Origin of the sequence: Caulobacter sp. CCUG 60055 (assembly GCF_022750545.1) — a bacterium.
GTDB lineage: Bacteria > Pseudomonadota > Alphaproteobacteria > Caulobacterales > Caulobacteraceae > PUIC01.
On the sequence record NZ_PUIC01000001.1, the window covers coordinates 388081 to 405170 of the forward strand.

A 17090-nucleotide genomic window follows, 5' to 3' on the forward strand; every position below is an offset into this window, starting at 1 on the left:
CGAAACACCGGCCCAGCCCCTTCAATGAGCGATAGAATTGCCTTGAGGCGTGAGCTATTCGGTGGCGTCATCACCAAGGGGCAGGGCGCAGGCCCTCCTCGTTTGCGTACGGAAGGTTGCGGATGACCGACGACGAACTGCTGGATATTTTTGCGAGCGAAGCGCTGGTCGATCGGGCGTCGCTTGTCCGCGAAGCTTCCCTCGCCGATATCGGAATCTCGTCCCTGGACCTGATGAGCGTCCTGTTCGAGGTCGAAGAGAAGTACAATGTCCGCGTCGAAGAGGCGGACCTGGAAAACTGCAAGAATCTCGGCGATGTGCTGGACTATCTTAAGTCGCGCATCAACTCGCCGGCGGCGTCCTGAAAGACGAAATGATCTCTCCAGGCGGCAAGCGGATCGTGGTGACGGGCTATGGCGCGGTGTCCGCGCTGGGACGGTCCGTGCCTGAAACCTGGGCTTCGGTGCGGGAAGGGCGGGGCGGCATCGCCATCCGCACCATCGGCGGCGGCGAATACGGCCCCCCCAGCCAGGACGCGCCCGTCGCCCAGATCGTCGACGGCTACCAGGCCGGTCTCGACGCCCACTTCGGACCGCAGACGGCGGCCGCTCTCGACCCCTTCGCCCGCATGGCCCTGGCCGCGTCGCTGGAGGCGCTGCAGATGGCCGGCCTGGTCGGCGCGTCCGTGCTGGACGAGCAGACCGCCGTGGTCGTCGGCCACGGGCTGGTCGGGCTGGAGACCCTTGAGAAGGGCTATGAGCGCTTCTACGGCATGCGGTCGCCGCGGCTGCACCCGGCCACCATCCCCAAGGTGATGATCAGCGCCGCCGCCAGCGCGGTGGCCATGGCCTTCCAGATCCACGGACCGGTGTTCGCCACCTCCAGCGCCTGCGCGTCGTCGGCGCACGCCATCGCCCAGGGCGCCGGCCTGATCGCCAGCGGCCAGGTCCGGGCGGCGATCGTCGGCGGCAGCGAGGCCGTCGCCACGCCCGGCTCGCTGCGTTCCTGGGAGGCGATCCACGCCCTGTCGGCGACCACCTGCCGGCCGTTTTCGGCCGACCGCGACGGCATGGTCCTGGGCGAGGGCGGCGCCGTCATGATCATCGAGGATTTCGAGCACGCCCGGGCTCGGGGCGCGACCATCCTGGGCGAGCTGATCGGCGTCGGCATGACCTCCGACGCGTTCCACATCACCCAGCCGGCGCTGGCGGGCCCGGTGCGGGCCATGCGGGCGGCGATGACCCAGGCCGGGGCCCTGGACGCCGAGACGGTGCTGATCTCGGCGCACGGCACCGGAACGCCGCTCAACGATCTCACCGAAAGCCAGGCCATCCGCGAGGTCTTCGGCGAACGGGCCGCGTCGCATCCCGTGATCGCCACCAAGAGCGCGCACGGCCACTTGCTGGGCGGCGCCGCCGCGCTGCAGGCCATCATCGGCCTGGTCGCGCTGCATGAAGGCCTGGCGCCGCCGATCCTCAACTACACCACGCCGGACCCGGCCTGCGCCGGCATCGACCTGGTGCTCGGGGAAAGCCGCGCCATCGACACCAAGCTGCTGCTGCAGAACGCCTTCGCGTTCGGCGGCCTGAACGTCAGTCTGGCCTTCACCACGGCCTAGCCCATATTTCCGATAATATTCCTTAGGCGACATTCAGAGCGCCGCCGATTTGCGCGACCTCGCCGCGCACCGGCTTCAATTTCGGTTCGCCCCCCTCCTGGACTGACCGCAGAGACCTAGCGGGCGCGCAGCATGCGTGGGAAGCTTACCGTTAGAGCCCGGCCATGCTTGACCAGTTGATGATACCCGACCTCACCGCCTCTGAAAGAGAAGAGCTGGCCCACGCGGCGGCTAGCCTGCGCGCTGACGGTTGGGCCGACTTCATCACCGTTGAACGGCTGTTGACCGAATGGATCGAACTATCGCGCACGGTGGATACCTACTTGATGATCGTAGACGATTACACAAATGATGTGACGTCCCGAGATGGACTAGAACTCGCCGTCGCCAAGTGTTCACCAACGCTTAGAGCTAAGCTCGTCGCTTGCATTGAACCTGCCGATCAAACCTTCAAAAGCCGTACGAAGCTCGACACGGAAGGGGTGCTCGCTTACTTCTTCAGGATTGACGATCTGCCTGGGTGGTGGTGGAGGCGAGTCCCGGAAACCGGCCCCCTCGCCGAGGCCCTGAAGAGCGCGAATAGGGTCCGCTAACCCCCTACCCGAATTTCCGAACGTCGCTTCCCGGCAACGACCTACGTGCCTCGCGCGCCTAAAGGCGCACCCGGAAAAACTAGCTCCGAAATTGATGTCGAATGAGGATTTGCGCACCGCGAATTACGGCTGCGCAGATTCCAGCAAATATTGGAAAGAACTGCCTATATTTCAATCCGATTATTGCGGGGGCAAAGTGATCGTAGGCCAGCCCCGCGGCCAGCATCAGAAAAAATAAAATAATTATATCAAAAGCGAGCGATTTCATAAAAACCTCTGACTTGGCGGCCTCGGCCTGAAGCTTAGTTGAACGCTGCGCCTTTCACAGCGTTCACATAGCCGGGGCCGATCGCCGTGCTGCTAGGCCCCCGCCTTCGCGAGCATCGCCTCAAGTCGGAAGAGCGTCACGTATTGAGCGATTCATTCAGGTCCGCGAGACGGACTGCGAGGGCGAGCTGTCGCGCGAATTGCTCTTTGGTCGGGACATGGCGGGGGGATATGTCGTCAGTATAGGTGAGTTTCTTCTGGGCGTGACCGTAATTCACGGTCACATAGGTTTGCGTCGCGGCGCTTACGCGGCCCACCTCTTCGAGGATGGAACTGGCCTTGAGCCGCGCCTCAAGCTCAGGGGCGCGCGCGGCCATGAGTTTCAGTTTGTTGGGACCGAACCCGAGCCCGGTGGCTTCAAACCTGACGTCCCAGCTTCCCCGGCCGGGCAGGTCCATGATCTCGATCTTCAGGGCCTTGAGGCTGTAGCAGTTTTCACTGTTGTTGTTGACGCCTTCCCCCCCAACCGTAACGCGAAGCTTGCGGCCTTGACAGGTTCCGTCGAGCCATCCGTTTCTCCGGTCCACTGCGCCGTTCACCATAGGCGCCAGGGCAGACAGCAGAGATGCGCTCCGCAGGTTTCGCCATCTGTGCATGGCGCTTCCCACAAAGTAGCAGGCGACCAGGAAGGCCGCGAGACAGATGAAGCCGAGGACCATATCCGACACTCCGGCCTCCCTTCCGCTTAGAAATTAAATCTGACCGCCACTTAATTTGGCCGAGGCGCGGCGCTGCAGCCTGCACACGGCAGCAACAACCCAAGAGCCAGCCTAGCCATTGCCGCAGCATCTGGCACGTTTAGGATGAGGTCAAATCTATCGTTTGCGGTCGTCTTCGCGCCTCGCGCGCCTGTTGGAGGGCTCCGCGCCCGCCTGCTCCCCTCACCTAATTCCCTGGTGACATTTCTAACTGACCATCGGGATTCTCGCTGTCCCCGCGTTGCTGACAGTCCACGTTCGGTGTCAGCGACAGCCGAAAGGCCTTCTAGGCCGCGATGCTGATCGGCCTATGGGTCAGGTATCGGTCGACGGCGGCGTCATCCAGCTCCACGCCCCATCCAGGCCCCGTGGGCACGTGGGCGAAGCCGTCCTCGTAGACGATGCGCTCGCGGATCAGGTCGTCCTCCAGCATGATGTGGCCCTGCAGTTCGGTGGCGTGGCGGATGTCGCGCGCGCGGGCGGCGTGCATGTGCAGGACGATGGCGCTGCCGATCCCCGAGGGCTGGTTGTGCAGCACGACGTCCAGCCCGCGCGCCGCGGCGTAGTCGATCGCCTTGAGCGCGCGGCTCATGCCGCCCGGCCGCTCCGCGTTGAGGCCGAAGGTGCGCACCGCGTCCATCTCGGCCAGGGTATGGAGATCGCGCAGGCCGAACGCCCCTTCGTGGGCCATCAGCGGAATGCGGCTGCGCGACTGCAGGCGCGCCATCCCAGCGAAGTCGTCGGCGCGAACGGGCTGCTCGGCGAAATCGACCCGAAAGGGGGCGATCGCGTCAAGCACGGCCAAGGCCTCGTTCGGCCCATAGGCCTGGTTGAAGTCGACCCGCAGCGCCACCTCCGGCCCCACGAGGTCGCGCATGGCGGCCATGATCGCCACGTCCTTGACGATCCCGTCGCCGAGCTTGCAGCGGAAGGCGCGAACCCCGAGTTCGAGCCCCTGTTTCGCCAGGGCGCACACCACCGGGCCCGGCGCCAGCGGCAGCACCATGCACAGCGGAACCCGGTCGATCTGCCGCCCGCCGCAGAGGTCGTGGACCGGCCTTGAGACGCTGCGCGCCGCGACCTCGTGAAGCGCGAGGTCGAGCACGCCCTTGGCCATCTCATTGCGGGCGACGTTGTCGTCGAACTTGGCGTTGATCGCCTCGATGTCGAAGGCCGACCGGCCCAGGACGAAACGCGCGAGATGGTCGCGGATGAGGTCGGCCATCAGCATCGGCGAAACGCCGCTCTCCACCAGCCAGACGAAGGCCTCCCCTACCCCCGTGACGCCGCCCTCGGTCGTCATCCGGCAGATCAGGAAGTCGCCGCCCAGCCAGTGATCGTCGACGTTCAGGCTCATCGCCACCTTGCCGCTGCCGCCCTGCAGCGCGGCGCGGACCTCCTCGCGGAACGGCACGTGCAGCGGATAGAGGTCGATGCGGACGATCGGATCGTGTGCGCTCATGGGGTCAGTCTTTCCTCGAGATCGGGCGCGCCGAGGCCGCTCAGGGCCTGGGCGAACACCTCGCGTCCGCGCGCCAGGACGGCGGCGCGCCAGGACGGGTCGGCGGGATAGAAGGCGCGCAGCAGCCGCGCCTTGATCCGCCGCCCCCGCTCGCCGGCGGGGTCGCCGTGATGAACCAGCCAGTTGTCTTCGATCATGGCCGCCAGCACGACCTCGCTCGGCTCGGTGCCGTATTCGAGGGTCATCGGCGCGACGCGGACGCCGGCCAACTGCGTCTCCATGGCCTGGTTCATGTAGCCGCCTAGGATGGTGTCGGCGCGCGAGCGCGGCCGCGGCGTCACCAGCATCGGGCCGAACCATTCGGCGGTCAGCGCCTTGTGCGGCTCGCCCTCGTCCGCCGCCATCATCAACATCCCGACGCCGGAGGCGCCGAGCCCGCTGTGCAGATCGATCTGGACCACGACGCGGCGGTCGGCGAGCCGCCGCGCCCACAGCGCCTCGACCGTGCGTCGCGACCAGGCCGGGGCCGAGCCGCCGTACTGGACGCCGCGCGGAAAGGCGTACTGCCCGCCCGAGACCGCCTTGAGCATGCTCAGATAGTCGGTCGTCGCCCGCATCCGATCCAGCTCGGCGGTGATCGCGGCCATCGCGCCGTCGGGCAGCTCGGCCGGATTGAGCAGCGCGTCGATCGCGGCGTAGGCGTCGTTCTCCGGCGTATCGGCGGTGAAATCGACGAAGTTGCGGTTGAGGTCGACATTGTCTTCGTTCACCCGCCGCAGATGCGAGAAGCCGTAGGGATTGACGGCGTGGACCAGCATCAACGCCATGTCGGGCGGGAGAGCCGGCGCGTCCTCGACGAGCTGCAGCTGCAGGGCCGACCCGCAGAAGCCCTCGACGCCGTGGGTTCCGCTGGAGATCGTCAGGACGCGGGTCGCGTCCTGCGGCCCGCGCCATAGGACGTCCATGTAGAGCGGCCCGCCGTCGGCGCCGGCCAGCGGATGAGCGATGGCCTCGTGCGTCCAGCCGCCCAGCGCCTGAGCCGCCGAAAGCAGGCGCGTGCGCGCGGTGCGGTAGTCTTCCGAATAGCAGGTCATGGTCATCCGGCCTGTTCCGCCGTGGCGTCATCAGCGGTCTGGACAAAGGATCCGGCGATCATCGTGCGCAGCACCTTGATCTCGCCGATACGATCGGCCGGGACGTCCAGGGGACTGGCGCTGAGGATCACCAGGTCGGCGGCCTTGCCGGCCTCCAGGGCGCCCTTCTCGGCCTCCTCGAACTGGATGAAGGCGGCGTTGCGCGTGAACATCGCCACCGCCTGCTCCGGCTCCACGCCCTGCTCGGGATGGAAGCCGCCGCGATTGACCGCGTAGTCGATCGCGGCGATCACGTCGGGGTGCTCGATCGGCGCGTCCGACGAGCCCGCCAGGGGAATGCCGGCGGCGAAGAAGTCCCGGAACGGATAGACATGGCGCGTCCGCTCGGCCCCCAGCCGCGCCGGCAGCCAGTCCTTTTCCGAGCGGATGAACAACGGCTGGGTGCAGATCTGCAGTCCGATCCGCGCGATCCGCGCGATCAGATCGGGGGCGGCGATCGAGGCGTGCTCGATCCGGTGGCGATGGTCGTCCCTGGGGTGCTCCGCCAGCAGCCGCTCGAACAGCCGCACGCAGTTGGCGACGCCCTGGTCGCCGATCGCGTGGATGCAGATCTGGTATCCGGCGATGTGCGCCGCCTCCATACGGCGATAGATCTCGTCGTCGGGCAGCGTCATGTAGCCATGCGTGCAGGTCTTGTCGGCGTAGGGCTCGCTCATGCAGGCCGTGCACGAGCCGAACGTGCCGTCGGCGAAGATCTTGATCGCCCGCGCCCGGGTGGGATTTCCCGGATCGTTGAGGGGCGAGTCCACCAGCGCGCGCACGCCGTCCAGCGTCTTGCCGATGACGATGGCGTAGATGGATTGCGGCATCCGCTCCCGCACCGCCTGGACGACCAGGCTTTCCATCCGCGCGGAAGCGCCGCCGGGCCCCTCCTCGTCGCTCTGCATCATGGCCCCGATCGAGGTGACGCCGGCGGCGGCCAGCGCGGCGAAACAGGTCCGGCTCGCTTCGAGCATGCGCGCGGGGTCCGGCCCCGGCATGTGGGCCAGCGGCAGGCCGGTCGCCGCCTCGTAGAACAGGCCGTCCAGCCGCCCGTCCGCGTCACGGCCGAGCGCGCCGCCGGCCGGCGCGACCGCGTCCTCGGCGACGCCCGCCGCGCGCAGCGTCGCGGAATTGACGATCACCGCATGACCATCGCGCGTGTAGATCAGCGTCGGGCGCTCCGGAAACCAGGCGTCGAGCGTCCGGCGGTCGAGCCGCTCGGGCCCGGCCAGGCGCTTGGATTCGAACTGGACGCCGATGAGCCACTCGGCCTCGGTCAGCCGCGGCGCCAACGCGTCGAGCCTCCTCCGGACGTCCGCCAGCGAAGCCGCGGTTTCGAGATCGGCGTTGGCCGCGAAGAACATCATCGGCAGCGGGTGCAGGTGCGGGTCTATGAAGCCCGGCAGGAGCGCGCCGCCGTCGAGGTCGATCTCCTCCGGCGCCGCGCCCGTCCGCCGGGCCCGGTCGCGGGCCTCGCCCAGCGCGCCGACGAAGACGATGCGGTCCCCGGCCGTGAGCACGGCCTCGGCCCGCAGCGCCCCGTCCGCCATCGTCAGGATCGGACCGCCGTGAAACAGGTAGGAGGTAGCCACGAGCGTCCGTCTCCCCGTACATCGCAATATAGTAATTGCTATATGCGAGATCGGGACCGGTCAACCGGCGTCCATGGCGGGTTCAAGTCAGAAGAGATCGAGCACGCCGGCCAGCGCCTCGGCCGTCCGGTCCAGCACCACGGCTTCGTTGGCGAAACCGGTCTCGAACAGCATCTCGACGGCCGCGTAGCCGAGATGCAGGGCCAGCCCGGCGCGGATCGACAGCGCGTCCCGGTCCTCGGTCAGGCCCTGTTCGGCGAAATAGTCGACCAGCAGGACGGCCATGCGCTCCTGGTGGCGCAGGCGGATGTCGCGCAGCTCGGGAATGGCGCGCAGGGCCACGAGCAGTTCGAAGCCTCCGGTGAACGCCCGGCTCATCCGCAGCGACTCGCTCAGCATGTCGCGGCAGATGTCGCGCAGGTCGGCCGCCGTCTCCACGCGGCGGCCGGTGTCGGTGCGGATGGCCGCGCTCTGCGCGCTCAGCATCCGCTCGCCCAGCTCGCGCAGCAGCGCGTGCTTGTTCGGGAAGTAATGATAGAAGGTCGGCGGGGTCAGGCCCGCCCGCACCACCACGGCGTTCGAATTGACGCCCTCGACGCCCGCCTCGGCGAGAATCGCCTGCGCGGCCTCGACAAGGCGCTCGACCCCGCTGGTCTTCGCGCCGGGGCGCGCTTTCTGCTTCGAGCTCATAAGCCGATCTACGGCGGCCAGCCCGGGCGGGCAAGGCGGCGGTCAGATCGAACTGGAGTCGAGATCGCCAAACGCCGCGGTCCGGGATCGGGCCGACCATTCGACGCAAGCCCTCGCCAGGGCCAGCGTCGAATCCACAAAGCATCCGTCAAACCGCGCATAGGTCAGCAGGGGCAATTCCGTACAGCCCAGGATGCAGGTTCGCGCGCCGCGCGCCGCCAGATTCCGGACCACCCCGTCCAAAGCATGACGAACGGATGCGATGCGGCCCGCCTTGACGGCTTGGATCACCTCGACCACCCGCGCCTGGTCGGCTGGGACCGGAACGATCAGATCAAGACCCGCCGCCGCCATGGCCGAGTGATAGATGTCGGCCTGCATGGTGGCGCTGGTTCCGATCAGCCCCACGGCGGCCCCGCCGCCCACCTTCCGAACCTGATCGATGACGGCGTCGATCATGCTGATCATCGGCGTGCGAACCGAAGCCTGCAACGCGTCGAACCAGAAGTGGGCGGTGTTGCACGGCACGACGATGGCCGCCGCGCCGGCGCTTTCAAGAACCTGCGCCGCGTCGCGCATGGCCGCGAACGGAGACTCGGTTCCATGCAGGATCGCGCCGGCCCTGTCCGGAATCTGCGGCAGGACGTAGGTCAGGACCGGGATGTGCTCCTGATCGACGCTGGCGGGCGTCAGGTCCTGCAGCTTGTTGAGGAAATCGGTGGTGGCCCGCGGGCCCATCCCCCCGACGACGCCCAGAAGGCCGGAACCCCGCCTGCGATCCTGATTTCTGGAGACGGCCGACCCCATGTCAGGCCGCCCTCGCCTCGGCTTGCTGTTCTTCGCGTCCCTCGGCCTCCAGCCGCCTGACCGGCCGATCGAGCAACACGAGCACCGCGCTGGTCAGTCCCGTGGGAACCGCCATCAGCAGGAAGAACTGGGCGTGGGAGATATGGCTCCACAGAGTCCCGAGCGCGCCGGCGAACAGGTTTCCCGCGAAACAGGCGAAGAACCAGGCTGCGATCATCGTGGCCTGCATGCCCTTGGGCGCGAGGCGGCCGAACAGCCCAAGCCCCACCGGCAGGATGTAGAGCTCGCCCACGGTCAGGACCAGGAAGAAGGCGGCGAGCCAGAGCCAGTGGGCCTGCCTCGCCCCGCTGCACCAACTCACGACCGCGAGCATCACGAACGACAGCCCGACGAGGCCGGCGCCCATGGCCATCTTCGCCAGCGGCGACGGCTCGCGACCACGCGTCGCGGCTCGCGCCCATCGCATGATCAGCAGGGGGGTGATCAGGAACACGAGCAACGGGTTCAGCGACTGGAACCAGGTCATCGGAATGCTCCAGTCGCCCAGGCCGATGGCGCGATTGACCCCGTCGTCGGCCCACAAGGCCACGGTGTTGCCGGTCTGCTCGTAGGCGCCGCGGAAGACCATGACCGTGACGGCGACGCCGGCAAGCAACGCGAACCGGTTGAAACGCCTGGCTCCAGACCCCGCGCTCCGCGCCGCCGCCGCTCCCCCGGTCCGGGCCGGTTCAGGCGGCAGATGGCGCCGACCGAGGACGTAGATCGCCAGGCCGGAGACCATGCCGATCCCCGCGGCCGCGAAACCCCAGTGCCAGCCGTAGAGTTCGCCCAGCGTGCCGCAGATCAGCGGGGCCAGGAATCCCCCGAGATTCACCCCCACATAATAGACGTTGTAGGCGGACGACCGGCGCGGATCGGCGGGGCTGTACAGATCGCGGATCTGGCTGGGCAGGCTGGGCAGGAAGAGGCCGTTGCCGATCGTGATGACCACCAGGGCCAGATAGAACAGCGGCTCGAACGCCATCATGAAATGGCCGGCGGCCATGATCACGCCGCCGATGATGACCGAGGCCCGTCGCCCCAGCCAGCGATCGGAGATGACCCCGCCGAGCACCGGGGTGAAGTAGACGAAGGCGGTGTATAGCCCGTAGATGAGCGAGGCGTTTTCCTGGCCGATCAGCAGACGCTTGGTCATGTAGTAGATCAGCAGCGTTCTCATTCCGTAGAACGAGAATTTTTCCCACATCTCCGTCAGGAACAGGACCGTGAGGCCTCTGGGTTGCCCGAACCAGTCGGATGTTTGCTTGGCGGGCCTGGCCCGCAACGCGCTGATGTTCGCCATGGCTTGAACCGTTTCCGGGGGGCGAGCCCCCTCCCCTGGGTCGTCTTGTTGAAGCTGGAAATCTCGCGAACCTTCGCCGGGCGGGATCGCTGCCGAGGGCGACGAAGGGGCGACGGCGGCGTCTGTCGCCGGGGCGGGATGTCCCCACAGCTCGGGCGGGCACCAGACCGTCCCGCCGCGATAGACGGCCGGGACCGGCCTGTCGGCGGCGAGAAGAAGCGGTCCGTTCAGGGAAACGCCGTCGCACAGCTGGCCGAGCATGAAAGCCGGAGCCATGGCCAGGCTGTCGCCTCGCGCGCCGTCGACCCTCGCCTTGAGGCCCAGGCGGCGCGCCTCGAAAAGGATCGCCAGGCCCTCGGTGAGCCCCCCGCACAGATCCAGGTCGATGATGACCGCGTCCACCCGGCCCGCCAGTTTCGCCACGTCGGCGGCCTCCCGCACGGCCTGTCCCACGATCAGGGGCGTCGACGGGGCGGGTCGTCCGGGCGGGGCGTCGCGGGCTTCCGAGGCGGGCTGTTCGGACCAGAGCACGCCGGCCGCCTGCAGGCTGGACATCTGCCGGTGCAGGGCCTCATGCCTGGGCGCGACGGCCCATCTGACGCCCAGCAGGACGTCCGGTCGCGCGGCCCGGACCATTCGCAGCCGTTCGCCATCGAGAAGATCGCCGCCCAGGACGACGCTCAGCGAGCGCGCCGACGCATGGACCTGGGCCATGGTCGCCATCGTCTCGGGCCGGTCGACGTCTAGGACGTAGGTGTTGACCAGGGGCTCCGGCTGCGGGAGGCCGGCGAGCCGCCAGACGGGCTTGCCGGATCTCCTGGCCTCCAGGTCCCAGAACGCGCAGTCGAGGGCGTTGCGCGCGACGCCCGGCGGCGTCAGCCTGTTGAGCGTGGGCCGGTCCAGGCCGCCCTTGAGGTCGGTTCGCACGGCCTCGATCTGCGCCAGGACCGTGGCGACGGCGTCTGGCTGGGCCGGGATCGCGGCCTCGCCCCGGCCCGAGAACGGGCCGTCTCGCAAGGTGACGGCGACGACCTGCATTTGCGAGCCGCCGCAAGGGCCCGTCCGCGGCGAGGACCTCAGGGGCCAGGCCTCCACCGCCGCCTCGAGCGTAGGGCGGGCTTTGCGGGCGGTGTTCATGCGGCGTCTCCCGCAGCAGCAGCCTGGTACTGGACGAAGAGGCGCAGCGCGGCGGCTCCGGCTCGGGCGAGCGCGGACATGCCGGCATGCGGGCGAAGGCGTTCCCCGAGGTCGTCAGTCGACCTTCTTGAAACTCAGGTCCTTGAAGTCGAAGCTGGTGTCGGTGGACGGCGAGATGGCCTGCATCGTCATGCCTTCGACCCGGCGATCGTAGCTCTGGGTGAACCGGACAAAGGCGTCGGCGTCGAGCGCCCTGTCCTTCCAGCGCACGACGAAGATGTCGCCGCTGTAGGGCAGAAGCCGCCCTTCCAGGGCCTCGGTCCTGCTGAACTTCAGAACCAGGTGGTCGCCCTCGACCCGGACGCCGGCGTCGCCGCGCCAGGGGTCGCGATAGACGCCGGCGTAGGTCTGCAACGGCAGGGTCGGCTTGACGTCGCCGCGTTTGAGGACCGCCTCGACCTCGGTCTCCTTGGCGCTGACCTGCTCGCGCTCCTCGTCGACGGCCTCTTTGAACACCTTGACCCAGTCATGATCGGATCGGCCGAGCTGGGCGTCGACAATCTGCAGCATCAGGGCCAGCTTCGCGGCCTCGTGCTGCTGGTTGGTCAGGACGATGACGCCGAACTTTTCTTCCGGCAGCATGGACACGACCGAGCTCATGCCGGTGATCTCACCGTCGTGATAGACCAATGTGCGGCCGGCGACGTCGGCGACGCCCCATCCCAGCGCATAGGACTGGAACTTCAGCCCCGCCTCGGCGCTCAGTCCTTCACGGGCTGGCGGCAGCAAGGTCTGGGGCGTGGACAACTCCAGCGTCTGGGCCTTGCTGAGCAGCCGCTTCCCATCGGGCGCCACGCCTTCCGCCAGCAGCGTGCTCACCCATTTCGCCATGCCGGGCAGGTTGCACTGCATCGAGCCGGCCGGCCCGACCAGTTCGAGATTGTCGGCCTTGACCGCCTGCATGACGCCCGCGACCGGCACGTGGGGAGAAGCCAGATTGGCCGTGCTCTTCACGCGCCGCAGATTGACGGCGCAGGGCTCCATGGCGAGCGGGGCCAGGATGCGAGCCTGAACGAAGTCTTCCCAGCTCTGGCCGGTGACCGCCGGTATGATCTGGCCGGCGACGACATAGAGCAGGTTGTCGTAATTGTACTTGGTCCTGAAGCTGGAAGACGGCTTCAGGTTCCGCAGGCTGCGGATGATCTCGTCGCGGGTGAAGTCGCTCGACGGGACGAACATCAGGTCGCCCGCGTAGGAAGGCAGCCCGCTGCGGTGGGTCAGCAGGTCGCGGATCGTGAATTCCCGGGTGACGTAAGGATCGTACATCCGGAAGTCCGGAAGGTGATCGATGACCTTGTCATCCCATTTGATCTTCTTCTCATCGACCAGGATGGCCAGGGCCGCCGCCGTGAACGCCTTGCTGTTCGAGCCGATGCCGAAGATGGTGTCGGGATCGACCTTGTCGCCGCCGCCCAGTTGGCGGACGCCGTAACCCTTGGCGAAGACGAGCTTCCCATCCTTGACGATCCCGACCGAAACGCCCGGGACGTCGAAGGATTTCATCGCCCTGGCGACGAGTGCGTCGATCTTCGCCGGCGTCATCGGCGGAGAAGCCGAACGCCCCTCCCCCGCCGACGCAGCCCCGACGAACATCAAGACCGTCGACATCGCCAGCATCGACGCTGACGCCCAGTGCTTCCGCAGCATGATCCCTCCCAGCGCCCAGGGCGCGCTCGCCGCGTTGTGCGGTCGTCGATAGGTTTGATGCCGGAAGAAGCGAAATCATCACGCCGCAATGTTCATACATGAAAACATGGACATTATTTAATAATGACGGAGACGAGTTCTGATCTTCCGGTTATTCGAATCGATTTTAACTTGAGCTTGATCGGCCGATCATTTGCCCGTTTCGCTATCTGGGCGTCTCGGCCAGCCGGTCGAACTGCACGTTCCTCACACGGTCGCCGGTCAGGCGCAGCCCTGTGACCTTTCCACCGGAGCCCCTGACGAAGCGAACCAGCAGCCCTTCGAGGTCGAAGGCGTCGGCGTAGGATGAAGCCAGGTCGAAAGCCGCCTCCGGATGCCCCTTGATCGCCAAGGTCAGGTGATCGTCCTTCACGCCGATCAGGTAGGTCGCCCCCGCCTCATCGCTGGCGTAGGCGCCGGCGTAGGCGGCGAGCGACTGCGCGGTTGCGGGCGAAACGGCGCCTCCCCGGTGGAACGAGGCCAGGCCGCCATAGGCGTCGGCCAGGGTGAACCTGTCCTTGTTTTCGAAGCTTAGGACCGAACCCGCCGATTCAAACCGAGCGGCGGACGCGAGGGCCAGTTGCATGCCGCCCCCCACCTGCAAGGCCCCCTCCGCCAGTTTCAGCTTTACGGGAGCGCCGGTCGTCTCGTTGATGAAGACGCCCTCGATCCCCGCCATGGGCTGGATCGGAGCCTTGGGTTTCGGCGTCGCCGGCGATTTGGAGAGGAAGACGTCGGCCACGGCGTGGGCCAGGGCTTCGTTGTCCGCATCCGCCCGATTGCACAGCAGGGCGATGGACAGGCCGTCTTTGGGATACCGGCCGAGCCACGCCGTGTAGCCGGCCGTCGCCCCCGGATGGGCGATCTCGGGATGGCCCCGGTAGTCGGCCCAGATTAGTCCGCGCGCATAGTTGATCCGCCGTCCTGACGCCAGGACGCCATGCTCGGCGAGGCCGCCCGCGACATAGGCGCTGATCCGTCCATCGGTCAGCGCCGCGTTCCAGATCAGCATGTCGCCAGCCGTCGTCAGCAGGCCCGCATGACCGTAGGTGTCCTCGAAGGGCATGGCTTGGGCGAAGCCGGTCTCGGTCGGCGAATAGGCGATCGCTCGCCCCTTCTCCACCCGCCGGAAATTGTCCCGCCAGCGGGTGTTCCGCATGCCCAGGGGGGTGAAGAACTCGGCGGCCGTATAGTCCGGCAGGCTCTTTCCGCTCACCCGCTCGGCGACGATGGCCAGCAGGTTGTAACCGGTGTTGGTGTAGGAGAACTCGTCGCCGGGCGTGAAGTTCAGCGCCTTCTGCCGAACCGCGAGGTCCAGGACGTCCCGCATCGAATAGACGCGGGCGCCGCGCGGCTCGCCGGCGAAAGAGGCAAGCTCTCCCCAGTCCCGAACGCCGCCGGTGTGGTTCAGCAGGTTGAGGATGGTGACGACGTGGCCATAGTCAGGCAGTTCGGGGATGTATTTCCGCACGTCGTCGGTGAGCGACAGCTTGTGCTGCTCCGCCAGGCGCAGAACGGCCGCGGCGGTGAATTGCTTGGACGTCGACCCCGCCTCGAACACGGTCGCCGGGGTGTTGGGCGCATCGTGCTCGAGGTCGGCCACGCCATAGGCCCGGATGATCGAGGCGTTGCCCTTCTGGTCCACGCCCACGACGCAGCCAGGCGTCTGGCCCGGCTTCCATTGCGCGAAGACCTTGTCGATCCTCCCGACGACGGAAGGGAGCGCGGCGGGCCGGACGCCGACCGCCGGCTTGGCCGCGAGGGCCGGGCCGGCCGTTGTCGAACAGATCGACAGCGCGACCGCGGCGACGTTGACGATGAATGCTCGCTTCTGATTGTCGGGCATCTGATGGGGTCCTGCTTCCGGCGAGCCGGGTTTTCCGTTCGATGGGGTGATTGTCGGGTTTGCGGTTCGCTGGCCGCCACGGTCGCGGGGGCGCCTCGGCGGGCCCCATCTCCCTGCGGATGGGGCCGTGAACCGGACGGACCTCATCCGAACCTCCAGCCCAGCAGGTTCCATTGAGCAAAGAAGGCGACGACGCCGAGCGCCGCCAGCGCGATCGCGGAATGATAGAGCCGCAGCCGCAAGGTCAGGCCCTTCCGCATCCAGACCCGCACGACGGCGACCAGGGACGCCGCGGTCAGCCCGATGAAGACGATAGGCATGCCCAAGGCGAGCTTCAGGTTCAGCGGCACGCTGCTCTGCCGGGCGACCACGTCGGTCAGGATCAGGAAGACGAACAGCGCCGCGAGGGTCAGAGGCCCCCACAGGGAGACGGCGGTCGAGATCAGGATCAAGCGCCTGTCGGCGCGGGGCGCCGCCCAGATTTCACGTCGCCGATAGAGGAAGCCCAGCAACGCGCTGCCGAACAGCAGGAGGGCGACGACGAGCACGGGATACCAGAGCGCCGTATCGTCGAGCAGCGAGGCCCGTTCCAGCGGGATCGGCGACAGGAAGTCCATGAACATGTGGGTGACCGCGCCCGACCCATCGACGCGGAAGGCGATGCGGCGCTGTCCGCCGATCTCCTGGAACAGGTCCGGGCCCGTAGGCGCGAACTGGACCGCGTCATTGCCCTGGCCGACGCTCAGGCCCTCTCCAGACACCTTGACCGGCATCCGGGACAGCAGGTCGTAGACCTTGTCGACCTTGGTGTGGTTGCGGCGGGTGAACTGGTAGGAGCCGGCGTACTTCTCGAGGGAGGCCGCCTTGTAGGACGCCGGCGCGCCGCCCTGGGGCGGATAGTAACGCGCCAGCAGAGCCTTCTCGACGTTCTCGGCGGCCACGCCGCCCTCGCCGCCGCTGAACGAGATGAAGACGCCCAGATTGTGGGCCGGCAGCAGGGACAGCTCGGTGTTGAAGGCCGGATCCGATCCGCCATGGCCCACCAGCATCTGACCGCCCATCGCGGTCTCGTAGAAACCGAGGTCCATCGCTGGGAGGCGCTTGTCGTAATAGAAGGCCGGCGTTCGCATCAGGCGGGCCGTGGCCGGCAGCAGTATCCGCTTGCCCTCGTACTCGCCGTCCTGAAGCTGGGCGATCATGAACCGGGCCATGTCGGCGCCCGAGACCGCGCCGGAACCGGCGGGGCGGAAGCCCCCCTCGAAGGTCTGCTTCTGGAAGACGAAGGCTCCGTTCTCCCAGGCGTAGCCGTTGACCTTGTAAGGGACCAGCGCCGCGGGGACCGGCTCGCGCACGGTGGCGTACTTCATGCCCAAGGGGTCGAAGATGTTCCTCTGGACGTAGTCCTCGTAAGGAACGCCGGTCACCTCCTGAACGATCAGGCCGGCCAGCGCGGCGCCGTAGTTGGAGTAGGAAAGCATCTCGCCCGGCGGGCGCACCCGCGCCGGAATATGAGCGCCGAGCACCTTGGCGATCGAGGGTTCAGGTTGCAGGGCGATGCCGTAGCCGACGCTGCCTTCCTCGAACCCCGCCGTGTGGGTCAGCAGGCTCCGCAGCGTGACGGGCTTGGCGTAGGTGGCTGGAATTTTGAACGATTTCAGATAGGTGTTGACGTCCGCATCGAGATTTAGCCTGCCCTGTTCGACCAACTGCATGACCGCTGTCCAGGTGAACAGCTTGGTCGTGGAGGCGATGCGGAACAGGCTCTTGTCGGGGTCCACCCGCGCGCCCTTCTCGACGTCGGCGTAGCCGTAGCCCTTGGCGAGCAGGGTCTTGCCGTCCTTCACGATGACGATGACCGCGCCGGGTATCTTCCATTGCTCCATCTGGGCGGTCATGACGCCGTCGACGAACGGCGCCAGCGTCGTGACGTCGTCCAGGATCGGCGAGGCCGGCGCGGCGGAGGCGACCTGCGGGGCGGGCGGCGGGACGGCGGCGTCCGCCGCCCCGCCGCTGAGCGCCAATCCCGCCATCAGGCAGGCGGCGATCTTCTTCACGTTCATCATCAAGCGGACCTCTTGCAGCCCTCGGGCGGTCCG

The 17090-nt window shown here is 67.3% G+C and carries 13 protein-coding genes; 3 read left to right on the forward strand and 10 right to left on the reverse strand.

Annotated elements, in window-relative coordinates; translation table 11 throughout:
* The first annotated feature begins 122 nt into the window (after window positions 1-122).
* From C5708_RS01785 to C5708_RS01795, 3 genes are all read left to right on the forward strand, one after another.
* Window positions 123-365: a phosphopantetheine-binding protein gene (locus C5708_RS01785; RefSeq protein WP_121449744.1), complete on the forward strand. Its 243-nt coding sequence runs from the start codon at window positions 123-125 to the stop codon at window positions 363-365.
* 8 nt (window positions 366-373) lie between these two features.
* Entirely contained in the window at window positions 374-1618 is a 1245-nt protein-coding gene (locus tag C5708_RS01790) for a beta-ketoacyl-[acyl-carrier-protein] synthase family protein (RefSeq protein ID WP_242917196.1), read from the forward strand.
* Window positions 1619-1782: 164 nt separating this feature from the next.
* The gene (locus C5708_RS01795; protein WP_242917198.1) at window positions 1783-2211 is read left to right on the forward strand and encodes a hypothetical protein; all 429 of its coding nucleotides are present in this window, start codon (window positions 1783-1785) and stop codon (window positions 2209-2211) included.
* A 404-nt stretch (window positions 2212-2615) separates the two neighbouring features.
* Here the strand turns inward: C5708_RS01795 and C5708_RS01800 are convergent, their stop codons facing one another.
* The 10 genes from C5708_RS01800 to C5708_RS01845 all read right to left on the reverse strand — a co-directional run bounded on the left by C5708_RS01800 (window position 2616) and on the right by C5708_RS01845 (window position 17057).
* Window positions 2616-3206: a hypothetical protein gene (locus C5708_RS01800; protein ID WP_242917200.1), complete on the reverse strand. Its 591-nt coding sequence runs from the start codon at window positions 3204-3206 to the stop codon at window positions 2616-2618.
* Window positions 3207-3522: 316 nt separating this feature from the next.
* Window positions 3523-4698: an enolase C-terminal domain-like protein gene (locus tag C5708_RS01805; RefSeq protein ID WP_242917202.1), complete on the reverse strand. Its 1176-nt coding sequence runs from the start codon at window positions 4696-4698 to the stop codon at window positions 3523-3525.
* Window positions 4695-5798 carry a DUF2817 domain-containing protein gene (locus tag C5708_RS01810; RefSeq protein WP_242917204.1) on the reverse strand — a complete coding sequence of 368 codons (1104 nt, stop codon included), beginning with the start codon at window positions 5796-5798 and terminating at the stop codon, window positions 4695-4697. Before C5708_RS01810 ends, C5708_RS01805 begins: the two co-directional genes overlap by 4 nt.
* Window positions 5795-7426: an amidohydrolase gene (locus C5708_RS01815; protein ID WP_242917206.1), complete on the reverse strand. Its 1632-nt coding sequence runs from the start codon at window positions 7424-7426 to the stop codon at window positions 5795-5797. The genes C5708_RS01810 and C5708_RS01815 overlap by 4 nt, the downstream gene beginning before the upstream one ends.
* 87 nt (window positions 7427-7513) lie before the next feature.
* The gene (locus tag C5708_RS01820) at window positions 7514-8116 is read right to left on the reverse strand and encodes a TetR/AcrR family transcriptional regulator (RefSeq protein ID WP_242917207.1); all 603 of its coding nucleotides are present in this window, start codon (window positions 8114-8116) and stop codon (window positions 7514-7516) included.
* A gap of 42 nt (window positions 8117-8158) precedes the next feature.
* Window positions 8159-8923, reverse strand: coding sequence for an amino acid racemase (locus tag C5708_RS01825; RefSeq protein ID WP_242917209.1), 765 nt, complete (start codon window positions 8921-8923; stop codon window positions 8159-8161).
* Window position 8924: 1 nt separating this feature from the next.
* On the reverse strand, window positions 8925-11303 hold the full coding sequence (locus tag C5708_RS01830; RefSeq protein ID WP_242917211.1) for an oligopeptide:H+ symporter: 2379 nt from the start codon (window positions 11301-11303) through the stop codon (window positions 8925-8927).
* A 213-nt stretch (window positions 11304-11516) separates the two neighbouring features.
* Window positions 11517-13109 (reverse strand): serine hydrolase, encoded by a 1593-nt coding sequence (locus tag C5708_RS01835; RefSeq protein ID WP_242917213.1) that lies wholly within the window; start codon window positions 13107-13109, stop codon window positions 11517-11519.
* Between the two features lie 205 nt (window positions 13110-13314).
* Window positions 13315-14994: a serine hydrolase gene (locus tag C5708_RS01840; RefSeq protein WP_242917215.1), complete on the reverse strand. Its 1680-nt coding sequence runs from the start codon at window positions 14992-14994 to the stop codon at window positions 13315-13317.
* Between the two features lie 143 nt (window positions 14995-15137).
* A complete protein-coding gene (locus C5708_RS01845) occupies window positions 15138-17057 on the reverse strand; it encodes a serine hydrolase domain-containing protein (protein WP_242917217.1) in 1920 nt (639 codons plus the stop codon).
* Between the last annotated feature and the right edge of the window lie 33 nt (window positions 17058-17090).

Coding starts and splice junctions, on each gene's coding strand:
- C5708_RS01785 (WP_121449744.1), top strand. CDS start 123: ATGACCGACGACGAACTGCTGGATATTTTTGCGAGCGAAGCGCTGGTC.
- C5708_RS01790 (WP_242917196.1), top strand. CDS start 374: ATGATCTCTCCAGGCGGCAAGCGGATCGTGGTGACGGGCTATGGCGCG.
- C5708_RS01795 (WP_242917198.1), top strand. CDS start 1,783: ATGCTTGACCAGTTGATGATACCCGACCTCACCGCCTCTGAAAGAGAA.
- C5708_RS01805 (WP_242917202.1), bottom strand. CDS start 4,698: ATGAGCGCACACGATCCGATCGTCCGCATCGACCTCTATCCGCTGCAC.
- C5708_RS01810 (WP_242917204.1), bottom strand. CDS start 5,798: ATGACCATGACCTGCTATTCGGAAGACTACCGCACCGCGCGCACGCGC.
- C5708_RS01820 (WP_242917207.1), bottom strand. CDS start 8,116: ATGAGCTCGAAGCAGAAAGCGCGCCCCGGCGCGAAGACCAGCGGGGTC.
- C5708_RS01825 (WP_242917209.1), bottom strand. CDS start 8,923: ATGGGGTCGGCCGTCTCCAGAAATCAGGATCGCAGGCGGGGTTCCGGC.
- C5708_RS01830 (WP_242917211.1), bottom strand. CDS start 11,303: ATGCAGGTCGTCGCCGTCACCTTGCGAGACGGCCCGTTCTCGGGCCGG.
- C5708_RS01835 (WP_242917213.1), bottom strand. CDS start 13,109: ATGCTGCGGAAGCACTGGGCGTCAGCGTCGATGCTGGCGATGTCGACG.
- C5708_RS01840 (WP_242917215.1), bottom strand. CDS start 14,994: ATGCCCGACAATCAGAAGCGAGCATTCATCGTCAACGTCGCCGCGGTC.
- C5708_RS01845 (WP_242917217.1), bottom strand. CDS start 17,057: ATGATGAACGTGAAGAAGATCGCCGCCTGCCTGATGGCGGGATTGGCG.